The following is a 25964-nucleotide window of genomic DNA, read 5'->3' as shown; positions in this document are numbered from 1 at the left end:
CCGTGAACAGACCTCTCGCAACCTCCCTCTCCGCCGCGCTCTTCGGCGCCGCGGCACTCACCGGTATCGCCGCGGCACCGGCCGCCGCCGTCGACCACGACACGGCCGCGCACGGCGCGAAGGTGGCCGCGACGCCCTCCTTCGAGGGCACCGTCGCACTCAGCAACTGCTCCGGCTCGGTCGTCAAGATGCCCACCTCGCAGCCCGACGACCCGGCGCTCGTGCTCTCCAACGGCCACTGCCTGGAGACGGGCATGCCCTCGCCCGGCCAGGTCGTCAAGGACCAGGCGTCCAGCCGCTCCTTCACCCTGTTGACCGCGGGCGGCTGGCGGGCGGGCACCGTGCGCGCCAGCAAGGTCGCCTACGCGACGATGACCGACACCGACATCTCGCTGTACCAGGTGCGCTCCACCTACCGGCAGATCGAGTCCCGGTACGGCATCGAGGCGCTCGACGTCGACGCGGCCCACCCCACCCAGGGCCGCGACATCACCGTCGTCTCCGGCTACTGGCGGGAGAAGTACGGCTGCTCCCTCGACGGCTTCGCCCACCGGCTCGAGGAAGCCGGCTGGACGATGAAGGACTCCCTGCGCTACACCGCCGACTGCCGTACCAAGGGCGGCACTTCCGGCTCACCGGTGATCGACGACGCCACCGGCAAGGTGGTCGGGGTCAACAACACCCGGAACGAGGACGGGGAGCGCTGCACCCTGAACAACCCCTGCGAGGTGGACGCGTCCGGGCAGGTCACCGTCCGCCCGGGGATCGGCTACGGCCAGGAGACCTACATCATCGCGCCGTGCGTGGGCGCGGGGAACAAGGTCGACCTCGACCGCGCGGGCTGCACGCTCCCCAAGCCCTGACGCCACCCGTCCGTGCGGACCGGGGGCCCGGCGCAGGAACTGCCACCACCGTCCCCGCTCGGGGCCGGTTCTCCCGCAACCGAGAAGAATGAGGAGTACATGAGAAAGTCCCTCGTCGGCACGGCCGCGGCGGCGCTCCTGAGCGCCGCCGCGCTGGTGGGCATATCCGCTGCCCCCGCCGCCGCAGCCCCCGCCCAGCCCACCGCCCACCGCACCCCCTCCTTCGAGGGCACCGTCGCCCTCAGCAACTGCTCGGGCTCCGTGGTCAAGCTCAAGCACTCCCGGCCCGGTGACCCGGCGCTCGTGCTCTCCAACGGCCACTGCCTCCAGGAGGGCATGCCCGGCGCGGGCGAGGTCGTCGTCGACCAGCCGACCAGCCGTGACTTCACCCTGCTGAACGCGGACGGCAGCGACGCGGGGAAGATCCACTCCGACAAGATCGCGTACGCGACGATGACGGACACCGACATCTCGTTGTACGAGACGACCTCCACGTACCGGCAGATCAAGAAGAAGTACGGCATCGACGCACTGAAGCTCGACGCCAAGCGTCCGCGTGCCGGGCGGGACATCACCGTCGTCTCCGGCTACTGGAAGGAGACCTTCGGCTGCGCGGTCGACGGGTTCGCCTACCGGCTCAAGGAGGCGGACTGGACCTGGAAGAACTCCATCCGCTACACCATGGACTGCCAGACCAAGGGCGGCACCTCCGGCTCCCCGGTGATCGACAACCGCACCGGCAAGGTGGTCGGGGTCAACAACACCCACAACGAGGACGGGGAGCGCTGCACGCTCAACAACCCGTGCGAGGTGGACCGGAAGGGCGAGGTCAGCATCCGCTACCGGAACGCCTACGGCCAGCAGACCTACTGGATCAACCGCTGCTTCGGCCGCGGCAACCAGCTCGACCTCGACGCGCGCGGCTGCGTCCTGCCGCAGCCGGCCGCGTAGTCCCCCGCCGGCGGACGGCCGCTGAGGGGCCGTAGCAGGCGCCGCGGGCTCCGTACACCGCCGCGCCCCCGGATCCGCTCGGGTCCGGGGGCGCGGCGCTGCCGGGGGCCGGTTCAGGGCAGCGCGTGCACGTGCGGGCCCGTTGTCAAGGCATCGAACAGCGTGCGCCGGTGGCGCCCCGGCGTTCCGAAGCGAGCCCACCTCGCAGCCCGCACCCCCTTGTGCTGATCGTCCGCAGGCGGTTTCATCGCCTGCGACCTGCACGGTCGTCCCACCCACGAGCACACGTACGGCGGAGGCGTCATGGCAGCGGAGGAGACCGCACCCGGCATGTCCGGCAGTGCCGCACCCGGTACGACCGGCGGTACCGCACCCGCGGTGCGCAGGCCCAGTTGGAAGAAGATCGGTCCCGGCGTCGTCGTCGCGGCGACCGGAGTCGGCGCGGGCGACCTGGTCGCCACCCTCGTGGCCGGCAGCAAGTTCGGCTACACCCTGCTGTGGGCCGCCGTCATCGGCTGCATCGTCAAGATCGCACTGGCCGAGGCCACCGGTCGCTGGCACCTGGCCACCGGGCGCACCATCTTCGACGGCTGGCGCGGCCTCGGAGCCTGGACGACGGTCTACTTCGCCGGGTACGTGGTGATCTGGGGCTTCGTCTACGGCGCGACCGCCATGTCCTCCAGCGCGCTGCCGCTGCAGGCGCTCTTCCCGGACGCCCTGCCGCTCAAGGCGTGGGCCGTCCTCACCGGGCTGGTCGGGCTGCTGTTCGTGTGGACCAACCGCTACGCCGTCGTCGAGAAGATCATGATGGCCTTCGTCGGCGTGATGTTCCTGGTCGTGGTCTACGTCGCGATCCGGGTCAGCCCCGACCTGGGCGACGCGCTCGCCGGACTCGTCCCGGTCCTGCCGTCCGGCTCGATGATCTACACCCTGGGCCTGATCGGCGGGGTCGGCGGCACCATCACCATGGCCGCGTACGGCTACTGGATCAACGCCAAGGGCTGGGCGGACAGCAGTTGGATGCGGATGATGCGGCTCGACAACCGCGTCGCCTACCTGACGACCGGCGTCTTCGTCGTCGCCATGCTGATCATCGGCGCCGAGCTGCTGCACTCCTCGCACCTGGCGCTCGCGTCCGGCGACAAAGGGCTCCTCGACCTCGAATCCGTCCTGGAGGAGCGCTTCGGCAGCTCCACCGCCACGCTCTTCCTGATCGGCTTCTTCGCCGCCTCCTTCTCCTCCCTGGTGGGCGTGTGGCACGGAGTGAGCCTGATGTTCGCCGACTTCGTGGCGCGGGTACGGGCCGCCCGCGGCGGTCCGGCCGAGGCGGGCGTCGCCCCGCTCGCCCGCGGCGAGCAGGAGCGCTCGCTGCCCTTCCGCGGCTATCTGCTGTGGCTGACCTTCCCCCCGATGATCCTGCTGTGGCTGGACCGGCCCTTCGGTCTGGTGGTGGCCTACGGAGTGCTGGGCGCGTTCTTCATGCCCTTCCTCGCCGCCACCCTGCTGTGGCTGCTCAACAGCGAGCGCACGCCCCGCGAATGGCGCAACGGTCCGGTCAGCAACGGCCTGCTGGGGGCCTCCTGCGTGCTCTTCCTCGTCCTGTGCGTGCAGCAGGTCCGCGACCTGCCCTGGTGACGCGGCCGGCCGGCGCCCCGCGGACTTTCCCGCCGCGGGGTTGGCGGGCCGGGTGGGACGGGTAGTGGTTCGGCTGCGCCCAGTTGCGGGGAACGGTTCCCGGTGCGCGGGCCCATGGCTAGTGTGGTAGCCCGGTGGTGGGCTCCGGGGGAGGCAGATGTGTCGACGGCGTTAGCGGTCACCTGCCCCGACCACCTGCTCGCCGCGCCCGACCGGCACACCCCGCTCGCGCACGTGCTCTCCCCGCCCGGGGAGCAGCCGCTGGACGCGGCGCTGGCCGAGACACAGGGACTGCTGGAGCGGCACGGCCACCTGGTCACCGTCTTCCCCGCCACCCTTCCCCTCCGCCACCGGCACCGGCTGCACACCGTCCGCTCTCTGCTGGAGAGCCGCCGGATCGCCCTGCTGCCGGTCGAACTGCCGCCGCTGGCCACCGGCGTGCTGGTGCGGCAGCTGCGGCAGCTCTCGCTGTGCGACTTCACTCCCGGGGTGCTCGGGGCCGCGGCCCGCCTGCTGACCCACTATCTGTACGCCGGTGCGGTCCTCGGGTCCGTCGCGAAGCTGGACCGGGTGCCCGTCGGCGTCACCTCGCACGCCCGCTCCTGGCTGCCCGGCAGCCGGTTCGCCGTCCTGGCGGCGCCCACTCCCGAGCTGGTCCGGCTCGGCACCCCCGAGGCGGACAAGGGCCTGACAGCACCGCAGTTCGCCACGGAACTGACCGTCGCACCCGGTGGGCTCGCCGCCGACTGGGCCCTGCACACCCTCCCCGCCCGCTGGCGGGTCGGGCACGTGCACCAGGCGCCGCTGCCCCGGGACTCGGCGGACTGGTGGGGCACGACCCGGCTGACCGAGTTCGTGGCCGCCATCCCCGACGTCTCCGTCCTCTACCAACTGGTCGCCTCGGTACGGCGGGACGAATGCCCCGGATGCGGCCTCGAACTGATCGGCGACCGCTGCGCGTTCTGTGCCGCCTCGCTGCCGCCCGCGCCCCCCGGCGCACCGTCCGCCTCCGCACCGCCCGCCTCCGCACCGCCCGCCTCCGCACCGCCCGTGTCCGCGGCCTCCGCCCACTCCGCGGCGCCGCCCGAGCCCGACCCGCCCGAGCCCGCCGTCGCCGATCCCCGAGGAATCCGTCCATGAACTCACGCCAGCGCCGCGGTGTCCTCCTGCTGGTCCTCTCGGCCCTGTGCGCCCTCGCCGCGTTCGCCGGAGTGCTGGCCGTCGTCCGGAACGTGGAGTCCAAGGTGGGTGAGGAGACGACGGCCTACGAGCTGAAGGAGGACGTGCCCGCCTACCGGACGCTGGACAGCTCGCAGTTCACCGAGGTGTCCATGCCGAAGCGGTGGCTGCCCGCCACCGCCGTCACCGACCTCGGCGACATCCGGCGCAAGATCGCCGTCAACCCCCTCAAGAAGGGCTCGCTGCTCCAGTCGGACATGATGGCCGAGCGGCCCGAACTCGACACGGGCGAGCAGGAGATCGCCATCATGATCGACGCCGAGACCGGCGTCGCGGGGAAGATCCACCCCGGCAACCGGGTCAACATCTACGCCACCTTCGAGGGCGAGCAGCGCGCCGGAGGCGAGGGCCGCGGCAGAACCCCCTCCGAGTCCCGGGTCATCGTCAGCGGCGCCAAGGTCATCGACGTCGGCAAGCTCACCCCGCTCAAGGACGGCGGGGACCGCGACGACCGCGCCCGCGACCGCGACGGCGTCCCCATCACCTTCGCGCTCACCACCGAGGACGCCCAGCGCGTCGCCTACGCCGAATCCTTCGCCGAGCACGTCCGGCTCGCCCTGGTCGCACCGGGTGACGACACCGAGGTCCCCGAGGAGGACCGCATCTACACGCTCCCCGGAGACAAGTGAGGCCCCGATGGTCATCCGCATCCAGCCCGCCGTCAGCGACCCGGACGCCGCCCGCCCCCTCGTCACCCTGCTCAGCCAGCTCCCCGACGCCGAGCCGCTCCCGCCCGCCGTCGACTCGGGGCAACTGCTGGACGCCCTCGCCCAGCAGGCCGCCGAGGCACCCGCCGAGCTGCCCGAAGTGGTGCTCGTCCACGAGCTGATCGGCCCGGTCGCCGCACTGGAACTGATCAGCCAGGTCGCCCTCCGGTTCCCCGCCGTCGCCGTCGTGCTCGCCACCCAGGACACCAGCCCCGCGCTGTACGCCGCCGCCATGGACGCCGGAGCCCGCGGCGTCGCCGGACTGCCCCTGAACTACGACGAACTGGCGGCCCGGGTCGGCGCCGCCGCGGCCTGGGCCACCGGCGTCCGCCGCCACCTGGGCGGTCCCGAGGGCCGCGACGCAGCGCCGCCCGGCGCCGCCGGACCGGGCGGCGGCACCGTCGTCACCGTCTCCGGGGCCAAGGGCGGCGTCGGCACCACCCTGACGGCCGTCCAACTGGCCCTCGCCGCCCGCGCCGCGGGCCGCAGCACGGTGCTGGCCGACCTCGACCTCCAGTCCGGGGACGTCGCCTCCTTCCTCGACGTGCGCTTCCGCCGGTCCGTCGCCGACCTGGCCGGGATCAAGGACCTGACCCCGCGGGTCCTCCAGGACGCCGTCTACCCGCACGAGACCGGTCTCGGCCTGCTGCTGGCCCCGGACGAGGGCGAGCGCGGCGAGGACGTGGACGAGCGGACCGCCCGCCAACTGGTCGCCGCGCTGCGCTCCCACTACGAGACGGTGGTGCTGGACTGCGGCAGCCAGATGCACTCCGGGAACGCCGCGGCCGTCGAGGCGGCCGACCTCGCCCTGCTGCTGACCACCCCCGACGTGCTCGCCGTACGGGGTGCCAAGCGCATGGTGCGGATGTGGGACCGGCTGCGGATCCGCACGGCGCAGGAGACGGTCGTCGTCGTCAACCGGGCCTCGCGGCAGGCCGAGATCCAGCCGCAGCTCGTCGCCCGCATCACCGGCAGCCCGGTGGCCCGCACGACCGTGCCGGCCCACTTCAAGGAACTCCAGTCGGCGCTGGACGCCGGGCGGATGCAGGACCTGGACCCCAAAGGCAGCGTCCGGCAGGCGCTGTGGGCCCTGGCGGGTGAGCTCGGACTGGCCGCGGGGCCGGGCGGGGAGCCGCCGCGCGGTCCCGCGGCCCGGCGCCGGACCCGTGGCAGTGGCCAGGGCGGCGGTGGCCAGGGCGGCGGCGGTCGGGGCGGGGGCGAGGAGGCCGGCCACAGACCCGCGCTCGCCCCGCAGGCGCGGCAGGCGCGACAGGCGCTGCCGCCCGGCCCGGCCTCCGGCACCGCGTCGCCCCTCGGCTCCGACCGGGGAGCCCTGGGCATCCCGCGCCGCCAGGTGCCACCGGAGGGCCGCACCGGCGCATGGGGCGGCGACCGCGGCTCGCTGACCGTGGAGTTCGCCGGGATGGCGCCGGTCGTGCTGCTCACCCTGGTGCTGCTGTGGCAGTGCGTCCTGATCGGCTACACCTTCTCGCTCGCGGGCAACTCCGCCGACGAGGCCGCCCGTGCCGCCACCGCGGCCGCCGCCTACGGGGACCCGCAGAGCGCCTGCGAGGCGGCGGCCCGCGCACACCTGCCCGCGAAGTGGCGCTCGGACGCCGCGGTCAGCTGCACCCGCGGCGGCACCGTCTGGAAGGCCGACGTCGACCTGCGCACGCCGCTGCTGTTCCCGGGCGGCGCGGGTCTGCCGTTCACGGTGAGCGGCGCTGCGGGCGCGGCGGAGGAGGGGTGAGGGGGCATGCCGGGGAGCGCCTGCCGGGGCCTGCCGAACGGCCGGGGTCCGCGGGCCCGCCGGGGCCGTCAGGACCCGCGAAGCGGCCGGGGCAGCAGGGACCCGTGGGTCATCCGGGGTCCGCGAAGCCGCCGGGAGAGCGGGGACGTTCGGCTCGTCCGGGGTCCGCGAAGCCGCCGGGAGAGCGGGGACGTTCGGCTCGTCCGGGGTCCGCGAAGCCGCCGGGAGAGCGGGGACCTTCGGTGCCTGCGACGTCACCGGCCCCGCTCCGGCACGCGGGGCCGGGAAGCCGATCGCGGCTCCAGCGCGCTGGAGTTCGCCGGGATGCTGCCGCTGCTGCTGCTCGTGGCGCTGGCGGCCATCCAGCTCGGCATCGTCGGCTACGCCGTCCAGCAGGCGGGCACCGGCGCCCGGGCGGCGGCGCGGGTGGCCTCCCGGGAGGAGACGGCCGACCGGTACGCGGCGGGCGGACGGGCCGCCATGTCCGACTGGACGGCGGAGCGCAGCAGCTTCACGCGCGCGGACGGCGCAGGGGAGGTGCGGGTCACCGCGACCGTGTCCATCCCGTCCCTGCTCCCCGGGATGGACAGCCTGGGCTCCGCCTCCCGCTCCGCGACCATGCCGAGCGAGCGCCGCTGATGAGCCGGACGACCGCCGCGACGGAGAGGACAGGAATGAGCGAGGTCGGTCCATGAGTCTGCGCTCCCGCATCACCGGGCACGAGAACCCCGCGGCCGCCGGCCCCGCCGGAGCGCCGGGGCCGGCGGCCGACAGCACCGGGCACCTGGTGCCGGCCTACCGCGCCAAGCTGCTGGAGGAGATCGACCTCGCCGAGATGTCGGCCCTCAGCCCCGCCGAGCGCCGGGCCCGCCTGGAGCGGGTGCTGGGCCACCTCATCAGCCGGGACGGTCCGGTCCTGGCGACCGGCGACCGTACTTTGCTGATCCGGCGCGTGGTGGACGAGGCCCTCGGCCTGGGGGTGCTCGAACCGCTGCTGGAGGACGGCTCGATCACCGAGATCATGGTCAACGGGCCGGACCACGTCTTCGTCGAGCGGGGCGGGCGCGTCGAGCAGGTACCCGTACGGTTCGCCTCCGAGGAGCAACTGCTGCAGACCATCGAGCGCATCGTCTCCACCGTCAACCGCCGGGTGGACGAGTCCAACCCGATGGTGGACGCGCGGCTGCCGTCCGGGGAGCGGGTCAACGTCATCATCCCGCCGCTCTCGCTGACCGGCGCCACCCTCACCATCCGCCGCTTCCCGCGCGCCTACTCGCTCGGCGAACTGATCGGGCTCGGCACGCTGGACGAGCACATGCTCGCGCTGCTGTCCGCCTTCATCCGGGCCCGCTTCAACGTGATCGTCTCCGGCGGCACCGGCAGCGGCAAGACGACCCTGCTCAACGCGCAGTCCGCGCTCATCCCCGAACACGAGCGGATCATCACCGTCGAGGACGCCGCCGAACTGCAACTCCAGCAGCAGCACGTCATCCGGCTGGAGACCCGGCCGCCCAACGTGGAGGGCAAGGGCCAGGTGACGGTACGCGACCTGGTGCGCAACTCGCTGCGGATGCGCCCGGACCGCATCATCGTCGGCGAGGTGCGCGGCGGCGAGACCCTCGACATGCTCCAGGCCATGTCCACCGGTCACGACGGCTCCCTGGCCACCGTGCACGCCAACAGCGCCGAGGACGCCCTGATGCGGCTCCAGACGCTCGCCTCCATGTCCGAGGTCGACGTCCCCTTCGCCGCCCTCCAGGACCAGATCAACTCCGCCGTGGACGTGCTCGTCCAGCTCGCGCGGCTCCCGGACGGCTCCCGCCGGATCGTGGAGATCGCCCTGCTGGCCTCGCACGGCCGCGAGTCCTTCCAGATCGCGACCGTCTCCCGGTTCGCAGCCCGGCCCACGGGCCCCGACGGCCGGGTGCACGGCACGTTCACCCATCTGCCGCTGCCCCGCCGCGTCGCCGACCGGCTCTCGCTGGCCGGGGAACCCGTGCCCGCCGCCTTCGGCGTCGCCCACTCCGAGGACCAGCTCGCCACCCGGGAGGCGGTGTGACCCCCGCCCCGCGCCCGCACGGCACGCCGCTCGCGCTGGACGCCGCCGCCGGTACCGCCCTCGGCGCCGCGCTGGCCGCCTGTCTGCTGGCCGCCGCCGGCGTGCTGCTCTACGCCTCCGGGCGGGCCCGCCGCCGGGCCCTCCTCGACCGGCTCGACCGGGACGGCGGCCCCGCACCGGCGCTGCCGCCCGGCACCGGCGGCGGGCGGCGGCGGTTCGCCGGAGTGGACCGCCGGGTGCGCGCCACCGGTGCGGGGCGCCGCCTCCAGGCGAAGCTCGCCGCGACCGGACTCGACCTCACACCCGGCGAGTACGTCGTGTACCTGACCGGCCTGGTCGCCGTGCTGTGGCTGCTGGCGTCCTCCGTGCTCGCGCCGTTCTTCGGGCCGATCGCCGGGCTCGTCGGGGTGCTGGCCGCCAACGCCTTCCTGGCGCACCAGCGGCAGCGCCGCACCGAGCAGTTCATCGGCCAGCTCCCCGAACTCGCCCGCATCCTCGCGAACGCCACCTCTGCCGGACTCGCACTCCGCACGGCACTGGGCATGGCCGCCGAGGAGCTGGAGGCCCCCGCGGGCGACGAGCTGCGGCTGGTCACCGACCAGCTCGCCGTCGGCCGCTCCGTCGACGACGCGCTCAACGAACTCGCCGAGCGGCTGCCCTCGCGCGAACTCGTCGTCCTGGTCACCACGCTCGTCCTCGCCAACCGGGCCGGAGGCACCATCGTGGCCTCGCTGCGCAACCTCACCACCACGCTGGAGGAGCGCAAGGAGACCCGGCGCGAGGTGCGCACCATGCTCGCCGAGGTCAACGCGACGGCCTTCACCATCCCGCTGCTGGGCCTGGGCGCCATGCTGATGATGAACTCGATGATGCCCGGCGCCCTGGCCCGGGTGACCGGCAGCCCGGTCGGGCAGGTCGCCATGGTGGTGGCCGTCGGGCTCTTCGCCGCCGGGTTCCTCGTCATCCGCCGCCTCGGCCGGATAGAGGTGTGACCGTGCTGGCTCTCGGACTCGCCGCACTCTGCGCGCTCGCCGTCCTCGGCGCCTTTCTGGGCATCCGGATGTACCGCGCGGAGGCCAGGCTCCCGCCCGACCTGGCCGTGGCCCTGGAGGTCGGTGCCACCCGCACCTCGACGGGGGAGGCCGCCGTCGACCGGCTCGGCATGCGGCTGGCCCCGCTGGTGCTGCGGCTGATGGGCCCCAAGCAGGTCGCGGCCAAGCGCCGCCGGATCGACCAGGCCGGCAACCCCGGCGGCCTCACGCTCCAGCGGTACGCCGCCCGCCGCGCCGTCTACGGCGCCTTCGGGCTCGCCATGGGGCTGGTGGGGCTGTGGGCGGGCAGCCTCTTCTTCACCGCGCTGGTGCTGGCCTTCGGCTGGTTCGCGGCCGATCTCGCCATCCGGCAGGCGATCAAGGAACGGCGCCGCGTCATCGAGCGCACCCTGCCCGACTTCCTGGACGTGCTGGCCGTCGTGGTCTCCGCCGGGCTCGGTTTCCGGCAGGCGCTGGAGCGCGTCGCCGACCGCTACCGCGGCCCGTGGGCCGACGAACTGCGCATCACGCTCCGCCAAATGGACATGGGCGTCAGCCGTCGCCAGGCGTTCGACGAGCTGCGCGCACGCAACGCCAGCGACGAGGTCGACCAGTTCGTCACCGCGCTGCAGCAGGGCGAGGAGCTCGGCGCCCCGATCGCCGAGACGCTCATCCAGATCGCCACCGACATGCGCCGCACCGATGCCCAGAACGCACGCCGCAAGGCGGCCAAGACCGTGCCCAAGGCCACCATGACCACCATCGCCTTCCTGCTCCCCGGCACCCTCATCCTCATCGTCGCCACCTTCATCCTGGGCTCCGACACGGACTTCGGCGCGGTGCTGGGCGGCTGAGCCCGGTCCCGTCCCCTACGTTCCGGTCCGCGCGCCCGCCCGGTCCGCGCGCCCGCCCGGTCCGCGCGCCCGCCCGGTCCGCGCGCCCGCCCGGTACGCGAGCGCCCGGCGTCCGGCCCGCGGGGGGCCGGACGCCGGGCGCTCGGGGGCGTGGTGCCGCGGCTCAGAGAGAGACGCCGTGTGCCCGCAGGTAGGCGACGGGGTCCACGTCGGAGCCGTAGCCCGGACCGGTCCGCACCTCGAAGTGCAGGTGCGGACCGGTGACGTTGCCGGTCGCACCCGACAGCCCCAGCCGCGTCCCGGCGTCGACCTGCTGCCCGGCCCGGACCGCGAGCGAGGACAGGTGGCCGTACTGGCTGTACTTCCCGTCGGCGTGCCGGACGACGACCTGGTTGCCGTAGGCGCCGCCGTCACCCGCCGCCACGACCTCGCCCGCGGCCACGGCCTGCACCGGGGTCCCGGTGGCGGCCGAGAAGTCGACGCCCGTGTGGTGCCCGCTGGACCAACTGGAGCCGGCGGCCCGGTAGGGCGTGCTGGTCCCGCCCGGCACCGGCCGCACGTAGTCGTCCTGCGCCGTTTCGGACGCGGCGGCCTGACCGGCTGCGGCGTCCGCCGGGCCCGCGGCGTCCTGCGCGGCGGAGTTCTCGGCGCCGCCCTGCGGCTCGGAGCCCGCCTCGGAGTTCTTGTGGTTCCCCTTGCCGTTCTCCTCGACGTCTCCCTTGCCGTCCTCCGTCCGCAGCGACAGGCGCTGGCCGGGCAGGATCAGGTCCGGATCGCCGCCGACCACCGCGCGGTTCGCCGCGTACACGGCCTCCCAGCCGCCGGACACCTGGTGCGAGGTGGCGATCCCGTAGAGGGTGTCGCCGCCGACCACGGTGTAGGACCGGGCCGACGTGTCCTGCGGGGCGGCCTGCTTCGGCTCGGGTTTCTCGGGCCGGGCCTGTTCGGGGGTGGACTTCTGCTGCGGCTGGGGCTGGTCGCCGTCGGGGTGGACGTCGGCGGCGGGGCCGCCGGCGGTCAGGCCGCCGGCTCCGGCGCAGGCCCAGGCGCCGGGGCCCTGCATCTTCAGGAGCTTCTCGGCGACGGCGATCTGCTGGTCCTTGGTGGCCAGGTCGGCGCGGGAGGCGTAGGCGGTGCCGCCTGCCGCGGCCCAGCTCGACTGGGAGAACTGCAGGCCGCCGTAGTAGCCGTTGCCGGTGTTGGCCTGCCAGTTGCCGCTCGACTCGCACTGGGCCACCTTGTCCCACGTGTCGACGGAAGCCGCGTCGGCGTTGCCGGTCGCGAACAGCGGCAGTACGACACCCGCGCCTCCTGCGGTCAGTGCCAGGACGGCACCGCGCCGGAGGCGGCTCCGGGACTTTCGGGCATGCTTTCCAGACATAGGGGAGTCCCTCTCCTACGCCTGCGAGGTGAGCTGTCGGATTCGGGCCGGAGTAGTAGCCCGGCCGCGACGTCCGCCTCTTCGGCGGCACCGTCACGGCTTCACCCCAAGCCCTCGGGACATCGGTCCCGGAGGGCACTTACCTGGTTCCCCCGCTCCTGCCGACGGTGGGTTCTCGCAGACCAGCGGCAGGACTCGGCGTCCGGCTGCGAACTGCCGCACGTCGGGCGCGACAGCTCGGGCACCTTAAGCACACATATTTCCGGCGCACAAGAAAATGATCGCCGAGTCATCTCCGCCCCACTGCGGCGCATTTCACGTCCGGAATGTTTTCCTTGATCGCATTCCTGGGCTGTGCTGCGGGAACAGCGAAGTGCTGTGCGAAGGAAGTGAAAAACGAGACGTGTTGTTTTCGAAGCCGTTGTGAGCTGACTCACGGTGCAGTGTTCCCCCTCGGCTGCTTTCCGCATGCGAACCATTGGAAGGGGTGGTGGTGCGGCGACGAGCGGTCGGCGACATGCCCGTTACCTCACGTACGGGAGGTATGTCGCGCGGAGAAGCGGGGTTGCGACGGGCGCGCGCGGGGCATCTCGCTCGCTATGGTGAGGGTCGGTACGTCCGCGGCCCGCATCTGCTCAACGCGCGCACTCAGCACGGGTGTTCCCCGCGCTTCTGCGCCGCTCGCCCTGTCGCCACGGTCCGTCGAGAGGAGGCGGCGTCGGTTCATGTCCGGCTTACTCCCCGCCCTCCCCGCCGTCCGGTATGCCGGAACGTGTCCGTCCGCACCCCCTACGGCCGTGCTCGCGGCACCTGTTGCCGTCCACCCCTTCGCCGCCGCAATGAGTTGTGGCACAGTCTGCATTCGGACAGCGACTGTTAGCTACACCGCGGGGTACCGGCAGGAGGGGGCCGAGGTGACACCACGCCGCTGCCGCCCCGGCACCGGCCGCCGTGCGGGGCGGGTGGGCCCGAACGTCCGGAACGACCCGGGGGCGGATCCCTCCAGGGGTACCGAGTCAGCCAGCAACGGAGGAGAGCCCGATGCCGAACGCCACGCGCGGACGCATCCGCACCCGCCTCGCCCTGATGCGGGGCAGGGGCGGGGACCGGGGCGCCAACTCGATCGAATACGCCGGGATCGTCATCCTCGTCGCGGGCATCATTCTGGCCATCCGGGCGCTGGGGCTCGACTCGCTGATCTCCGGCGCCATCATCAACGCGGTGACCGCCGTGCTGGGTGGCTGAGCACGCGCCGTCCGTCCGGCGACGGCGGCCAGACGGTCCTGCTCTACGGAGCGGTGATCGCCGGTCTGCTGTTCCTCGCCTTCGCCTTCTTCGCCGTCGCCCAGGCGGCGACCGTGCGCAACGGTGGCCAGACCGCTGCGGACGCGGCGGCGCTGGGAGCTGCCGAGGACGACCGGCAGCAGTTCTTCGACGGCTTCCTGGACGCGGTCGAGGCCGCGCGGGGCTGGCCGGACTGGTTGGCCGCCGGGGCCGCGCTGACCGGCGACGGCTGCGGCGCGGCGGCGCACTTCGCGGACCGCAACCGTTCCGACCTGCTCACCTGCGACCCGGTCACGCGCGACGGCGACCTCGGCTACCGCGTCCGCATCGAGACGCGGTTCGACACCGGCCGCACGATCGTCCCCGGCGCGGACGACAGGACGGCCAAGGCCACCGCCACCGCGGTGCTCCGGCCCCGCTGCGTGGCGGAGGACACCGGTGACGACGGCACGGGCGGCGACGAGAGCGACGCCGGCGGCACTGGCGGCGAGAGCGAGGACACCGGCACGGGCGGGCCCGGCAGCGACGGCAGCAGCGACGGCGGCGCCGGGGACGGCAGCGACGGCAGCGACGGCAGCGACGACAGCGACGACAGCGACGACAGCGACGGGGACAGCGCCGAGGAGATCCGGCTGCGCTGCGACGGCGAGGAGCTGACGATCGACCCCGAACACGCGGGGCGCGATCTGAAGCCGTCCGACCTGTTCTCGGTGGTGCTGGTCGAATGACGAGCGAACGACGAACGAGAGTCGAGTGGTCCATGAATCATCGGCGCGTCCTGCGGGTCCGCAGGACCATGACCGCGGTGGCCCTCGCGGCCGGACTGGCAGTCACCGCCGGGTGCGGCGGGGGCGGTGACGGCGGAGACGGCGACGGCAAGGAGCCGCAGTCCTCCGCAAAGGCCGACGGGAGCGGCGGAGGCTCGGACGGCGGACGCTCCGGCGCCCCCGCGGACGGCGAACCGCTGGCGGAGGTGCGGGGCGGCGAGGACATCACCCTCACCATCACCTCGGCCCGCCGCGAGTCCGGCGGCTTCGTGACGATCAGCGGCAAGGTGACCAACGGGGGCGGCAAGGCGTGGGTGGCACCCGGCTGGGAGGGCAACGAGTCCGAAGTCGCCCTGCGCAACAAGCTGTCGGTCGCCGGTGCCAAACTCGTCGACAAGAAGGGCAAGAAGCGCTATCTCGTCCTCAGGGACACCGAGGGACGGTGCCTGTGCACCTCGTTCGGCCAGCCGGTGCTCGCCGGGAAGTCGAAGACCTGGTACGCGCAGTTCCCCGCTCCGCCGGAAGGCAACGACGAGGTCGAGTTCCAGATCGCGGACATGCCTCCCGCCGGTGTGACGATCTCTGAAGGGGAGTGAGGGATGGGCTTCACCCGGTGGCAGCTCGCCGCCAGAGCCGCGGCTGCCTCGTCCGCCTCCGCCGCCCTCGTCCTGGGCATCACGGCGCCCGCCGCGCGGGCGGACGACCCCACCCCCGGGCCGACTCCGTCTGTCCCGGACATCGCGACCCGCTACCCCACCGACGACCCCACCGGCATCCCCACCGGGCAGGCGCCCTCGCTCCCCGGCGAGAAGGGCCCGGGGGACCCCGGCTTCAGCGCGCCGCCGGACGACTTCAAGGACTCCGGGAAGCCCGTGCGGGTGGATGCGAAGGCCGACGGGCTGCGCCTCGCCGCGGGTGCGAAGCTCGCGGAGCCCAAGGTGCTGGACATCAAGTTCGTGACCGAGGACCTCGGGGGCGAGGAGCGCCGCGAGGACAGCTCGGCGAAGACGAAGTTCACTCTGCAGGCCGAGGTGCTGTTCGCCAAGAACAGCGCCGAGCTCGGCAGCGGCGCCAAGGACCGCATCGAGACCATCGCGGACGAGATCGAGAAGCAGGGCAGCACGGAGGTCAACGTCTTCGGCTTCACCGACGACCTCGGCACCTACGCGCACGGCAAGACGCTCTCCAAGAAGCGCGCGACAGCCGTCCAGACGGCGCTGGCCCGGAAGCTGGGCTCCGAGGTCAGCTTCAACGTGCGGGGCTACAGCGAGGACTACCCGGTCGCCGACAACGGGACCGAGGAGGGCCGCGCGAAGAACCGCCGGGTGGAGGTGTCCTTCCCCAAGAAGGACTGACCGGCACCGCGCGCCGCCCGACTCCGGTGCCCCGGCGGCCTCTTGCGGGGCGGGACGGTGCGTCCGATCATGGCGGAGCCGGTCCGGGCGGCCCGGGCCGACCGCGGACGGACGGCGGGCCGAGGGAGCGTGCGGGCGTGGCACAGGAGGCGGCGGAACCCGCCGGGGCGGCGGCGGAAGCCGGAGCGGGCCCCCGCGGAGCAGCGGTGGCGGCGGATGCCGGACCGGGACCCGGCGGAGCAGCGGCGGCGGAGACGGCAGCGCCGGGCGGTGGAGCACCAGGCGGCGGCCCGCCCGAAGTCCCGGGCGGTGTCCGGCTGCGGGCCTGGACGGTCGGGTGGAGTTCCGGCCTGGCACAGGCGCTCGGCGCGGCGGTGCTGCTGGTCACCGAGTGCGTCCGGCGGGACGTGGCGCCCTTCGGCGCCCGGGTGCCCGGCGGCGCCCGACTGCCCGATTACGCGGCCGACTTCCCCCGCATGGCGGACGCTCTGGACGCGCAGTGGTGGTTCCGTGCGGCGGAGGCGGCCCGGGACGCGTGCAGTTTCGGTGAGCCGCGGGCGGCGCTGTGGGCCGCGGTGTGCGCCGCGCTGGTGGTCCGCCTCAACGTGGACGGACCGCCCCGCACCCAGTGCTTCCTCTCCCTCGCGGGTGCCTGCTACTGCCTCGTCGCGGGGCTTTCCGCGCTGCCGTATCTGGCTCTGGCGGGTGCGGCGCTGCCCTTCGCGCTGCTCGCCGGGGGGCTCGCGGTGGTGCTGGCCACCGCCGCTCCCGGGGTGCGCCGCCGCGCGGGGTGAGGGGTGGCGTGCCTCACTCGGTCGCGTCGGCCGTGCACAGGGTGCGGTCGCCGCCGTCGATGCGCCACCGCCAGTAGCGGGAGTGCGCTGCGGGGTCGTTCTCCCGGCAGGGTGCGGTGTCGTCGCGGACGCCGGTGACCCGCAGCAGCCGGTTGTACCGGCCCGGGCCGGAGGGCGGGGCCGCGGAGCACGCGGGCGCGGACATCAGCGCGGCACGCACCTGGCCGTCGTCCGCTTCGGCCAGCAGGCACTGGCCGGTGCGGAACTGCCGGGTGAGGCACAGCGTCGTGGCGCCGTGCGTCCAGGTGGCCCGGCCGTTCCCGGTGGGGCACCCGGGGGCGCTCGTGCCGTCGGCCGGAGCGCGGCGCACGGCGGTCACCCGGGTGAAGGCGCGGTCGTCCCCGCAGCCGATCCGGGTGGCCTCGGTGGGCGCCGGACGGTTCCACCCCGAGCCGTTGCCGTGCACGGTCAGGCACTGCCCCGCGTGTACCGAGCGGAACGCGGCCTCGCCGTCGCCGGATCCCGGCCCCGCCGCGGGGCCGGGGCGGCCGGGTGCGGGACTCCTGGTCGGGCGCGGTGCGTCCTCGTGCGCCGGCCCGGTGGAGGTGGGCGCCGGTGCGGGGGAGGAACTGCTGCCCGCGCCGGGGTGCGGGGTCGCCGGGGCGGTGGCGCTGCCGGGCGCGGGGCGGGCGGCTTCGGTGCCGTCCGCGGAGCCGGGCGGGCTGACGACCCGGGGGAGGATCAGTGTCGCGAACAGGGCGGCGGCGACCAGCAGTCGCCGCCGTCCGCGCCGGGCCCGCTCCGCGGCCTCGTACGCCTCGTGTCCGGCTGCCTCGTCGTCGCCCGGCTCGGGGCTGTCGTGCTCGGGGCTGTGCCCGCCGTACTCGGGCGCGGCGGGACCGTCCGCCGTCCGCGGCCGACTCCGCTGCCGCAGTCCGCGATTCCGCACCGTACCTCCGTCCCCCGGGGAGCCCGCGTGCCGCGGGTACCGCCGACCCGTCACATGGTCGCGGATCAACGGGCGGGTGACGAGACCCCGTTCGGCGGGAGGTGCGGTGCGTGTGCGCCGAAGTGGCGCGGAGAGGACGGTGAGTCGGAGCTCACCGGGAGGAGGAGATGGTCGAGGCGGCGGCCCTCACGCCGCCTCGACCATCTCGGCACGAACGGCGCGCTGCCACTGCTCGCGCAGCCGGTCAAGCTCGGCCAGAGCTTCCTTCGACCAGAGGGTGCGGCCCGCGACGAAGTTCCTGATCGCGTCGTTGGCCGCGGTGACGGAGGTCTCCGGTGCGGGCGCAGCGCCCGCAGCGGTCTCCTGGGACCGTCCGGGCTCTCCGGGCCCGGTGGAAGTCGATGTCATACGCACTACAGTACGGCCCCCCACTGACAACGGCAGGTGGATAACGCGGCGCCGAAGAGGGCCGGTTGGTGCTGCGTCGCAGGTGTCGGCGCTGTCCCGCTCCGGGATGCTCCGCGCCGGTGTGAGATGAATCGCTCCCGAAGACCACCGTACGGGCGAGTAGGGCCGTTCGGCCACCGGCCCCGCGTAGGCTCGCGGTGTGCCGCCGCTGGAGTGGATCGCGATACCGGCCGCCGCCGCCTACGGCGCCGCGGCGTGCTCTCTGCTGCCCCGGGCCGTCTACCGCCTTTCGGTGGAACCGGGGGAACCGTGGCGCGGGAGCTGTCCCCGCGGGCACCCGCTGGGCGGGGGAGTGCGCGGTCTGCTCGGTCCCGCCACCTGCGCCGGGTGCGCCGGGACTCAGGAGCCCGAGGGGGCGTACGGGCGCGGAAGGGGCGCTCTCGCGCTACTTGGCGCGCTCGCCTGCGCCGGACTGGCCGCGGCCGCCGGGCTGCGTCCGGAACTGGCGGTGTGGCTGCTGGCCGTGCCGGTGGCCCTGCTGCTGGCGGCCGTCGACCACGCGGTGATGCGGCTGCCGGACCTGCTGACCCTGCCGCTGGCGGGCGGCACCGCCGTACTGCTGGGCGGCGCTGCCCTGCTGCCCGGCGCGGGCGGGAGCTGGGGCCGGGCGCTGCTGGGCGGGCTCGCGCTGGCAGGGGCCTTCTTCGTGCTGTTCCTGATCAGTCCGCGCGCGGTGGCCTTCGGCGACGTCAAGCTCGCGCTGTCGGTCGGGGTCGCTCTTGGGTGGTACGGCTGGGGGGTGCTGTTCGCCGGCGCGTTCCTCGGCTTCCTGGCGGCGGCGGGCTACGGCCTCACCCTCGTGGCGACCGGCCGCGCCCGCCGGAACAGCGCCCTGGCCTTCGGTCCCTTCATGGTGCTCGGGGCGATGGCCGGGGTCGCGCTGGGTGCGCTGGCCGTCTGAAGGCCCGGATCCGCTTGTGCGACACGGTCGTTGGTGTGCGGAAGATCGCACCCGAGGGGCTATGGTGGGAACCCCCCCCTCGGGCCGGTCCGTATCCCCCCACGGACCGGCCCGCTTTGCGTTCCGGGGCCCCTTCGGGCCCCCGCCGCGGCGGTCAGGAGTTGCTGCTGGCGGCCCAGATGTTGGCGCCGGGCTCCGAGACGGCGAGTTCGTCGATCTCGGCCAGCTCACCTTCGGTGAGCCCCCCGGCACGCAGCGCCGCGACATTGGCCTCGAGCTGCGCCACGGAACTGGCGCCGATCAGCGCCGAGGTCATCCGCGGGTCGCGCAGCACCCAGCGGAGCGCCAACTGGGCGAGGGACTGCCCGCGCCGCTCGGCGATCTCGTTCAGGCCGCGCAGCCGCCGCACGACCTCCTCCGTCAGCAGGCCCGGGTCCAGGGACGTGCCCTGGGCGGCCCGGGAGCCCTCCGGGACACCGCCGAGGTACTTGTCGGTGAGCAGCCCCTGGGCGAGCGGCGCGAAGGCGATGCAGCCCATGCCCTCGTCCTCCAGCGTGTCCAGCAGCCCGTCGTCCTCGGTCCAGCGGTTGATCATCGAGTAGGAGGGCTGGTGGATGAGTGCCGGCACCCCCATCTCGCGCAGCAGCCGGGCGGCCTCGCGGGTGCGCGCGGCGCTGTAGGAGGAGACGCCCGCGTACAGCGCCTTCCCCTGCCGGACGGCGCTCGCGAGCGCGCCCATGGTCTCCTCGAGCGGGGTCTCGGGGTCGTAGCGGTGGGAGTAGAAGATGTCCACGTACTCCAGACCCATCCGGCTCAGCGACGCGTCGAGCGAGGAGAGCAGGTACTTGCGCGAACCCCAGTCCCCGTACGGCCCGGGGTGCATCGGATAGCCGGCCTTGGTCGAGACGACCAGCTCGTCGCGGTAGGGCCGGAAGTCCTGCGCGAAGAGGCGGCCGAAGTTCAGCTCGGCGGACCCGGCCGGGGGGCCGTAGTTGTTGGCCAGGTCGAAGTGGGTCACCCCGAGGTCGAAGGCGCGGCGCAGGATGGCCCGCTGGGTCGCCAGCGGACGGTCGTCGCCGAAGTTGTGCCACAGCCCCAGCGAGATCGCGGGCAGCTTCAGCCCGGAGCGGCCGGTGCGGCGGTACTCCATGGCGTCGTAGCGCGCGGGGTCCGCACGGTGCAGCGTGTCGGACGGTACGGCTGTGGGGACGGGGACGGGGGATGTGGTGAGGTGAGTGCCGTGCGTCATATGCCTTTTCCTATCACCGTGCCGGTGACGGCCCCGCTCCCGGTCGCGGGGACGGCTCCGCGACCATGACCGGCTCGGTTCGTACGGTCGGGCGAACGGCAGTAAGGTGCTGGAATCCCGACTCGGCACGGAGAGGCTGGCCGTTCCCATGAACTTGCGCGACCTGGTGTACAAGCTCTACGCGCGCCGGGTGGAGGACCGTCTCGACCACGACCAGGCCCCCAAGCACATCGGCGTCATCCTGGACGGCAACCGGCGCTGGGCGCGGGCCGCCGGCGGGACGGCCGAGCAGGGACACAAAGCGGGCGCCTCCAAGATCGAGGAGCTGCTCGGCTGGTGCGCCGAGACGGACGTCGAGGTCGTGACGCTCTGGCTGCTGTCGACGGACAACCTGAACCGCCCGGAGAGCGAACTGCTCCCGCTGGTGGGCATCATCGAGGACACCGTGCGCGACCTGGCCGCCGACGGGCGCTGGCGCGTGCACCACGTCGGGCAGCTCGACCTGCTGCCGGCCAGCACCCAGAAGGTGCTCAAGGAGGCCGAGCAGAAGGCGGGGGACGTCGACGGGATACTGGTGAACGTCGCTGTCGGATACGGCGGCCGGCAGGAGATCACCGATGCCGTCCGCTCGCTGCTGAGCAACCGCGCCGCGCGCGGCATAAGCCTCGACGAGTGCGCCGAGAGCCTCACCGTCGAGGACATCTCGGAGCACCTCTACACCAGGGGGCAGCCCGACCCCGACCTGATCATCCGCACCAGCGGGGAGACCCGGCTGTCCGGCTTCATGCTCTGGCAGAGCGCCCACTCGGAGTACTACTTCTGCGAGGTGCTCTGGCCCGGCTTCCGCAAGGTCGACTTCCTGCGCGCCCTGCGCGACTACGCCGCGCGCCACCGCCGCTACGGCGGCTGAGGGCCGCCACCGGCAGCCGCCGCCCGCCGCCCCCGTCACCGGTACCACCGCCCGCGCCCGGCCCGACGGCCGCCGTACCCGCACCCGCACCCGCACCCGCACCCGCACCCGAGCGTCCGGCTCGACGGCGGGCCGAGGACGAACGCCGCCCGGCCGCGACCGACGCCGTCGCCGCCTCCCGAGCCCGGCCCCGGGCGCCACCCGGCCCGGCTCCGCTGCTCCGTGCCGCCGATCCGGCCCAGGACCCCGGCTCCTCCGCCGGCCTCTTGCTCTCTCGCGGCCGCCGGCCGCCCCGCGCGGGCGTGCTGCGACGCAGGGGACGGCTGATTGCATGGCTGACCACTCAGCAGGGAATATCCCTCACGACCGTGCCCCTCCCAGGGGGTGTGGTCGCCGGGAGGCCCTTTGGACACCACGGACGCCCCCGGACCGCGCGGAGCAGCAACGCGCGCGGCACGGGCGCAGGACGCGGAGGGCCGGAGCCCGGCCCGCGTGGTGCGGGCCGACTCCGGTCTCTTCCCCCGCGACGCCGTCGCTCCCGACCTCATCCGAGGGGGTTCGTCCCACCGTGGTGATCAGCAAGAAGCGCAGCGATTCCGGCCGACGCACGTATGTCATCGACACGAGCGTCCTGCTGGCGGATCCGGCAGCCATGGACCGGTTCGACGAGCACGAGATCGTGCTCCCCGTGGTCGTCGTCACCGAGTTGGAGGCCAAGCGCAACCACCCAGAGCTGGGCTATTTCGCCCGGCAGGCCCTCCGCCGGCTCGACGAGTACCGCATCCGCCACGGCCGGCTCGACGCGCCGATCCCGATCGGCGACACGGGCGGCACGCTCCGGGTCGAGCTGAACCACTCGGATCCGGCGGTGCTGCCGGCCGCGTTCCTCAATCCGCACGGGCGGCTGGAGGACAACGACGGGCGGATCCTCGCCGTCGCCCGCAATCTGCAGGCGGAGGGGTATGACGTCACGGTCGTCTCCAAGGACCTGCCGCTGCGGATCAAGGCGTCGTCCGTCGGGCTGCTGGCCGAGGAGTACCGGGCCGAGCTGGCGGTCACCGACTCCGGCTGGACGGGCATGGCCGAACTCACCCTCCCGGGCGAGGACGTGGACGAACTCTTCGCCGAGGAGAGCACGGCCCTGCCGCACGACGCCCCGGAGCTGCCCGTGCACACCGGACTGGTGCTGCAGTCGGAGAAGGGGAAGGCGCTCGGCCGGGTGACGGCGGACGGCCGGATCCGGTTGGTGCGCGGCGACCGGGAGGCGTTCGGCATCAAGGGCCGCAGCGCGGAGCAGCGGATCGCGCTGGATCTGCTGCTCGACCCGGAGGTCGGCATCATGTCGATGGGCGGGCGCGCGGGCACCGGCAAGAGCGCGCTGGCACTCTGCGCCGGACTGGAGGCGGTGCTGGAGCGCAGGCAGCACAGCAAGGTGATGGTCTTCCGGCCGCTGTACGCGGTCGGCGGGCAGGACCTGGGGTATCTGCCGGGCTCCGAGGCGGAGAAGATGAACCCCTGGGCGCAGGCCGTCTTCGACACGCTCTCGGCGGTCACCAGCAGGGAGGTCATCGAAGAGGTGGTGGGCCGCGGCATGCTGGAGGTGCTGCCGCTCACCCACATCAGGGGCCGTTCGCTGCACGACGCGTTCGTCATCGTCGACGAGGCCCAGTCGCTGGAGCGCAACGTGCTGCTGACGGTGCTCTCCCGGATCGGCACCGACTCGCGGGTGGTCCTCACCCACGACGTGGCGCAGCGGGACAACCTGCGGGTGGGCCGGTACGACGGAGTCGTCGCCGTGGTGGAGCGGTTGAAGGGTCATCCGCTCTTCTCACACATCACCCTGACGCGTTCGGAGCGCTCTCCGATTGCCGCACTGGTGACCGAAATGCTGGAGGAGGGGCGGGTCTGACCTGCACTGATCTCGGCTGTGGGCCGGACCGAGCCCGCTAGCCGCTTCCGAGGGAACCGGGCCCCGTGCGCAAGGGCACAGCACCTTAGCCGCACGGGGCCTGCTCGCGCGCATGTTTCCGGGATTCCTGTCCCCCAAACGCCGTGTGAGCTTTCCCACTCGGCACGGAATTGCTTCGGCGCGTCCGGTTCCGGCAGGGTGTGGTTTCTGTCAGGCCCCGCATACGGCACATCCGCACCACCAACGGTGCGACACCGCAACGCAGTACAGAACTGAACAGCAGTCGCCGTATGCCGCCCGAAGCACCACGCGGGCTCTCCCGCCGGGAGAGACCCACCGGGCCCGTGTCTCCCGTGGCCAGAACGAGGGAGGCCAGTGCCAGGGGCACGATTGCGCCCGCGAGGTCACCCCAGCGGGCATGTTGGAAGGAAACCGTGTGACTGCTCGGATTTCGGTCCGGGGATTCGCCGTGGCGTCCGCCACCGCGGTCACCACCGTCGGCGCCGTCGTCGGTGTTGCCGCAGGCGCCGACCAGGGCTCGGCGCCCAGTGACGCCGAGGCCACCGCCGCCCAGGCGACGCTCCTGGAGGACATACCAGCCGGGTCGCAGGCCCGGGCGCAGAGTGCCTCCCTGACCCAGCAGGTCGACGCCGCCTCGTCCGCGGCCGACGCCGAGGCGCGGAAGTCCGCCGAGGAGGCCGCCCGCAAGCAGGCCGCCGAGGACGCCGCCGCCAAGAAGGCGAAGGCCGAGAAGGAAGCGGCAGCGGAGAAGGCCGCCGAGAAGGCCAAGGAGCGCGACGAGGTCAAGTCGACCGCGAGCCGTTCCAACGAGCGCGCGGACTTCGCCCAGAAGTCGTCGTACTCCACCGCAGAGGTGCAGTCGATGGCCAAGCAGATCGTCGGCGGCGGGCAGTACCAGTGCTTCTCGTCGATCGTCTCCCGCGAGTCCGGCTGGAACTACCGCGCGACCAATGCCTCCTCGGGTGCCTACGGGCTCGTCCAGGCGCTGCCGGGCTCCAAGATGGCCTCGGCGGGTGCCGACTGGCGGACGAACCCGGCCACCCAGATCAAGTGGGGCCTCAACTACATGAACGACCGGTACGGAAGCCCCTGTGGTGCGTGGGACTTCTGGCAGGCCAACCACTACTACTGAGCCGAACCGGTCCAGCGCAGCTCACCGGACCCCTGCCGGTCCGGAACGGGATGCCCCTCGCGGCGATCTGTGAAGATCGACCCGGGGGGCATCCCCTTTTCCGCGGGTCCGTCCGGACGGGCCGGGACGCCGGCACCGACGCCGCGGGGCCCGCGGCGGGCCGTCGGCCGCGGTATCCGGTTCCCGAAGCAACCATCGGCACGGGTAACGTCGTCCCTCACACGGCGAAGCCACTGGCCCCGGGGGCGGAGGAAGCGGAATGACCAGCAGGATGGACAGGCTCAGGGTGGCCGTGGGCCGCTGGGCCGCGAAGGCCGCCGAGCGGCGGGCCGAAGCGGAGCGCGGCTCAGGTGCCGCGCACCGGTCCGACGGCGTCGACCCGGAGCTCTCCAACACCGAGGCGGGCCGGGCCCAGGCCGAGGCGGAGGCCGGTGACGCGGCGAACGGCAGCGCCTACGTGCCGCCGCCCCCGCAGTACGCGCCCGCCATAGCGGCCAAGCCGGAGCCGTCGGCGGCCGTGCCGTGGGGCGTGCGGGTCGCCGCCGAGGCGGGCTGGCGGCTGCTGGTGCTGGCCGGCGTCATCTGGGTGCTGATGAAGGTCGTCAGCACGATAAGCCTGGTGATCATCGCCTTCTCCGCCGGTCTGCTGATCACCGCACTGCTGCAGCCCACCGTCGCCCGGCTGCGGCGGATCGGGCTGGGCCGCGGGCTGGCCACCGCCATCACCTTCATCGGCGGCTTCGTGGTCATGGGCCTGGTCGGCTGGTTCGTGGTCTGGCAGGTGATGGAGAACCTGGACACCCTCACCGACAAGGTGCAGGACGGTATCCAGGAGCTGAAGAACTGGGCGCTGAACGGGCCGTTCCATGTCTCCGAGGACCAGATCAACGAGATCGCGCAGAACCTCAGCGACTGGATCGGCGACAACAGCAAGGAACTGACCTCCGCGGGCATCGAGGGCGTCACCGTCATCCTGGAGTTCCTCTCCGGCGCCCTGCTGGCGATGTTCGTGACCCTCTTCCTGCTCTACGACGGCCGCCGCATCTGGGAGTGGACGCTCAAGTTCGTCCCCGCGGCCGCCCGCGAGGGGGTGGCGGGAGCCGGTCCGCGCGCCTGGGCCACGCTCACCGGCTACGTCCGCGGGACGGTGATAGTCGCGCTGATCGACGCGATCTTCATCGGGATCGGGCTGTATCTGCTCAACGTCCCGATGGCGGTGCCGCTGGCCGTCTTCATCTTCCTCTTCGCCTTCATCCCGATCATCGGTGCGGTGGTCTCCGGCGCGCTCGCCGTGGTCGTCGCGCTGGTGACCGACGGCATCGTCACGGCGCTGCTGGCGCTGGCCGTGGTGCTGGCCGTGCAGCAGATCGAGAGCCACATCCTCCAGCCCTTCATCCTGGGCCGACTGGTGCGCGTCCACCCGCTGGCGGTGGTCCTCGGCGTGACCGGCGGCAGTCTGATCGCCGGTATCCCCGGCGCCGTCGTGGCGGTTCCGCTGGTCGCCGTCACCAACACCGTCGTCGGCTACCTCAAGGGCTACGCACAGGAGCAGGCCCTCAGCCGGCTGCGCGAGGCCGCCCCGGAACCCGCGGGCGCCGCCGCCGGGAGCGGGTCCGCCGCTCCCGGCCCGGAGCAGTCGGCGCCGCCCGGGAACGGCGGCGCTCAGGAGTGACGACGGGGGCCGGCCCCGCGGCCGCCTCTCCGGCGGTCGGATGTGCCGCGGGCCCTGGGGTCTGCGGCCGCGGGGCCTGGGTG

Annotated in this window: 24 protein-coding genes and 1 riboswitch; of the genes, 20 read left to right on the top strand and 4 right to left on the bottom strand. The window is 73.4% G+C overall.

What is annotated here, in order from left to right; all coding sequences use genetic code 11:
• The first annotated feature begins 2 nt into the window (after positions 1-2).
• The 10 genes from BMX65_RS20535 (at position 3) to BMX65_RS20490 (ending at position 11089) form a co-directional block, all read left to right on the top strand.
• A complete protein-coding gene (locus tag BMX65_RS20535) occupies positions 3-863 on the top strand; it encodes a S1 family peptidase (RefSeq protein ID WP_075001790.1) in 861 nt (286 codons plus the stop codon).
• 99 nt (positions 864-962) lie between these two features.
• Complete coding sequence (locus BMX65_RS20530) at positions 963-1814, top strand: S1 family peptidase (protein WP_075001789.1); 852 nt, start codon at positions 963-965, stop codon at positions 1812-1814.
• 303 nt (positions 1815-2117) lie between these two features.
• Positions 2118-3449, top strand: coding sequence for an Nramp family divalent metal transporter (locus BMX65_RS20525; protein WP_239502103.1), 1332 nt, complete (start codon positions 2118-2120; stop codon positions 3447-3449).
• A 159-nt stretch (positions 3450-3608) separates the two neighbouring features.
• The gene (locus BMX65_RS20520) at positions 3609-4589 is read left to right on the top strand and encodes a hypothetical protein (RefSeq protein WP_075001788.1); all 981 of its coding nucleotides are present in this window, start codon (positions 3609-3611) and stop codon (positions 4587-4589) included.
• A complete protein-coding gene (cpaB, locus tag BMX65_RS20515; RefSeq protein WP_075001787.1) occupies positions 4586-5317 on the top strand; it encodes a Flp pilus assembly protein CpaB in 732 nt (243 codons plus the stop codon). Before BMX65_RS20520 ends, cpaB begins: the two co-directional genes overlap by 4 nt.
• Positions 5318-5324: 7 nt before the next feature.
• Positions 5325-7145 (top strand): CpaE/TadZ family protein, encoded by a 1821-nt coding sequence (locus BMX65_RS20510; RefSeq protein ID WP_075001786.1) that lies wholly within the window; start codon positions 5325-5327, stop codon positions 7143-7145.
• 324 nt (positions 7146-7469) lie between these two features.
• On the top strand, positions 7470-7784 hold the full coding sequence (locus tag BMX65_RS20505) for a TadE/TadG family type IV pilus assembly protein (protein WP_398762538.1): 315 nt from the start codon (positions 7470-7472) through the stop codon (positions 7782-7784).
• Between the two features lie 52 nt (positions 7785-7836).
• The gene (locus tag BMX65_RS20500; RefSeq protein ID WP_075001785.1) at positions 7837-9204 is read left to right on the top strand and encodes a TadA family conjugal transfer-associated ATPase; all 1368 of its coding nucleotides are present in this window, start codon (positions 7837-7839) and stop codon (positions 9202-9204) included.
• On the top strand, positions 9201-10196 hold the full coding sequence (locus BMX65_RS20495; RefSeq protein ID WP_239502104.1) for a type II secretion system F family protein: 996 nt from the start codon (positions 9201-9203) through the stop codon (positions 10194-10196). The genes BMX65_RS20500 and BMX65_RS20495 overlap by 4 nt, the downstream gene beginning before the upstream one ends.
• Positions 10197-10198: 2 nt before the next feature.
• Positions 10199-11089: a DUF5936 domain-containing protein gene (locus tag BMX65_RS20490; RefSeq protein WP_075001846.1), complete on the top strand. Its 891-nt coding sequence runs from the start codon at positions 10199-10201 to the stop codon at positions 11087-11089.
• Between the two features lie 163 nt (positions 11090-11252).
• On the opposite strand, the gene BMX65_RS20485 is transcribed toward BMX65_RS20490, so the two are convergent.
• Complete coding sequence (locus tag BMX65_RS20485; RefSeq protein WP_075001784.1) at positions 11253-12470, bottom strand: transglycosylase family protein; 1218 nt, start codon at positions 12468-12470, stop codon at positions 11253-11255.
• A gap of 3 nt (positions 12471-12473) precedes the next feature.
• Positions 12474-12650: riboswitch (cyclic di-AMP (ydaO/yuaA leader) on the bottom strand.
• Positions 12651-13511: 861 nt separating this feature from the next.
• On the opposite strand from BMX65_RS20485, the gene BMX65_RS20480 reads away from it, so the two are divergent.
• The 5 genes from BMX65_RS20480 (at position 13512) to BMX65_RS20460 (ending at position 16670) form a co-directional block, all read left to right on the top strand.
• On the top strand, positions 13512-13715 hold the full coding sequence (locus tag BMX65_RS20480) for a hypothetical protein (RefSeq protein ID WP_075001783.1): 204 nt from the start codon (positions 13512-13514) through the stop codon (positions 13713-13715).
• Between the two features lie 53 nt (positions 13716-13768).
• The gene (locus BMX65_RS20475) at positions 13769-14482 is read left to right on the top strand and encodes a hypothetical protein (protein ID WP_075001782.1); all 714 of its coding nucleotides are present in this window, start codon (positions 13769-13771) and stop codon (positions 14480-14482) included.
• 32 nt (positions 14483-14514) lie between these two features.
• Entirely contained in the window at positions 14515-15117 is a 603-nt protein-coding gene (locus BMX65_RS20470; protein WP_075001781.1) for a hypothetical protein, read from the top strand.
• Positions 15118-15120: 3 nt separating this feature from the next.
• Positions 15121-15876: an OmpA family protein gene (locus BMX65_RS20465; RefSeq protein ID WP_075001780.1), complete on the top strand. Its 756-nt coding sequence runs from the start codon at positions 15121-15123 to the stop codon at positions 15874-15876.
• Between the two features lie 137 nt (positions 15877-16013).
• Positions 16014-16670, top strand: a complete 657-nt coding sequence (locus tag BMX65_RS20460) for a hypothetical protein (protein ID WP_079171996.1) — start codon at positions 16014-16016, stop codon at positions 16668-16670.
• Between the two features lie 13 nt (positions 16671-16683).
• On the opposite strand, the gene BMX65_RS20455 is transcribed toward BMX65_RS20460, so the two are convergent.
• Both BMX65_RS20455 and BMX65_RS20450 read right to left on the bottom strand, forming a co-directional pair.
• A complete protein-coding gene (locus tag BMX65_RS20455; protein WP_075001779.1) occupies positions 16684-17619 on the bottom strand; it encodes a hypothetical protein in 936 nt (311 codons plus the stop codon).
• 186 nt (positions 17620-17805) lie between these two features.
• On the bottom strand, positions 17806-18027 hold the full coding sequence (locus BMX65_RS20450; protein ID WP_075001778.1) for a hypothetical protein: 222 nt from the start codon (positions 18025-18027) through the stop codon (positions 17806-17808).
• Positions 18028-18226: 199 nt separating this feature from the next.
• Here BMX65_RS20450 and BMX65_RS20445 point away from each other — a divergent pair, with 199 nt between their 5' ends.
• Entirely contained in the window at positions 18227-18988 is a 762-nt protein-coding gene (locus tag BMX65_RS20445) for a prepilin peptidase (RefSeq protein ID WP_079171995.1), read from the top strand.
• A 154-nt stretch (positions 18989-19142) separates the two neighbouring features.
• Here the strand turns inward: BMX65_RS20445 and mgrA are convergent, their stop codons facing one another.
• On the bottom strand, positions 19143-20237 hold the full coding sequence (gene mgrA / locus BMX65_RS20440; protein ID WP_075001777.1) for an L-glyceraldehyde 3-phosphate reductase: 1095 nt from the start codon (positions 20235-20237) through the stop codon (positions 19143-19145).
• A gap of 148 nt (positions 20238-20385) precedes the next feature.
• Between mgrA and BMX65_RS20435 the strand changes: the two genes are divergently transcribed.
• From BMX65_RS20435 to BMX65_RS20420, 4 genes are all read left to right on the top strand, one after another.
• Positions 20386-21147, top strand: a complete 762-nt coding sequence (locus BMX65_RS20435) for an isoprenyl transferase (protein WP_075001776.1) — start codon at positions 20386-20388, stop codon at positions 21145-21147.
• A gap of 568 nt (positions 21148-21715) precedes the next feature.
• Positions 21716-23056: an RNA 5'-3' helicase PhoH2 gene (gene phoH2, locus BMX65_RS20430; protein WP_019357633.1), complete on the top strand. Its 1341-nt coding sequence runs from the start codon at positions 21716-21718 to the stop codon at positions 23054-23056.
• Positions 23057-23474: 418 nt separating this feature from the next.
• Entirely contained in the window at positions 23475-24209 is a 735-nt protein-coding gene (locus tag BMX65_RS20425; RefSeq protein WP_177214309.1) for an aggregation-promoting factor C-terminal-like domain-containing protein, read from the top strand.
• Between the two features lie 259 nt (positions 24210-24468).
• The gene (locus BMX65_RS20420; RefSeq protein ID WP_075001774.1) at positions 24469-25881 is read left to right on the top strand and encodes an AI-2E family transporter; all 1413 of its coding nucleotides are present in this window, start codon (positions 24469-24471) and stop codon (positions 25879-25881) included.
• Positions 25882-25964: the final 83 nt, after the last annotated feature.

This window comes from Streptomyces qinglanensis (assembly GCF_900111245.1).
Lineage (GTDB): Bacteria > Actinomycetota > Actinomycetes > Streptomycetales > Streptomycetaceae > Streptomyces > Streptomyces qinglanensis.
The sequence above is the reverse complement of the archived record's forward strand: the minus strand, read 5'-3'. Positions and strand labels throughout refer to the sequence as shown.

Excerpts from the sequence above, each read along its gene's own strand:
- BMX65_RS20530 (WP_075001789.1), top strand. The coding sequence starts at position 963 with ATGAGAAAGTCCCTCGTCGGCACGGCCGCGGCGGCGCTCCTGAGCGCC.
- BMX65_RS20525 (WP_239502103.1), top strand. The coding sequence starts at position 2,118 with ATGGCAGCGGAGGAGACCGCACCCGGCATGTCCGGCAGTGCCGCACCC.
- cpaB (WP_075001787.1), top strand. The coding sequence starts at position 4,586 with ATGAACTCACGCCAGCGCCGCGGTGTCCTCCTGCTGGTCCTCTCGGCC.
- BMX65_RS20510 (WP_075001786.1), top strand. The coding sequence starts at position 5,325 with ATGGTCATCCGCATCCAGCCCGCCGTCAGCGACCCGGACGCCGCCCGC.
- BMX65_RS20505 (WP_398762538.1), top strand. The coding sequence starts at position 7,470 with ATGCTGCCGCTGCTGCTGCTCGTGGCGCTGGCGGCCATCCAGCTCGGC.
- BMX65_RS20500 (WP_075001785.1), top strand. The coding sequence starts at position 7,837 with ATGAGTCTGCGCTCCCGCATCACCGGGCACGAGAACCCCGCGGCCGCC.
- BMX65_RS20485 (WP_075001784.1), bottom strand. The coding sequence starts at position 12,470 with ATGTCTGGAAAGCATGCCCGAAAGTCCCGGAGCCGCCTCCGGCGCGGT.
- BMX65_RS20480 (WP_075001783.1), top strand. The coding sequence starts at position 13,512 with ATGCCGAACGCCACGCGCGGACGCATCCGCACCCGCCTCGCCCTGATG.
- BMX65_RS20470 (WP_075001781.1), top strand. The coding sequence starts at position 14,515 with ATGAATCATCGGCGCGTCCTGCGGGTCCGCAGGACCATGACCGCGGTG.
- BMX65_RS20465 (WP_075001780.1), top strand. The coding sequence starts at position 15,121 with ATGGGCTTCACCCGGTGGCAGCTCGCCGCCAGAGCCGCGGCTGCCTCG.
- BMX65_RS20450 (WP_075001778.1), bottom strand. The coding sequence starts at position 18,027 with ATGACATCGACTTCCACCGGGCCCGGAGAGCCCGGACGGTCCCAGGAG.
- mgrA (WP_075001777.1), bottom strand. The coding sequence starts at position 20,237 with ATGACGCACGGCACTCACCTCACCACATCCCCCGTCCCCGTCCCCACA.
- BMX65_RS20435 (WP_075001776.1), top strand. The coding sequence starts at position 20,386 with ATGAACTTGCGCGACCTGGTGTACAAGCTCTACGCGCGCCGGGTGGAG.
- BMX65_RS20425 (WP_177214309.1), top strand. The coding sequence starts at position 23,475 with ATGTTGGAAGGAAACCGTGTGACTGCTCGGATTTCGGTCCGGGGATTC.
- BMX65_RS20420 (WP_075001774.1), top strand. The coding sequence starts at position 24,469 with ATGACCAGCAGGATGGACAGGCTCAGGGTGGCCGTGGGCCGCTGGGCC.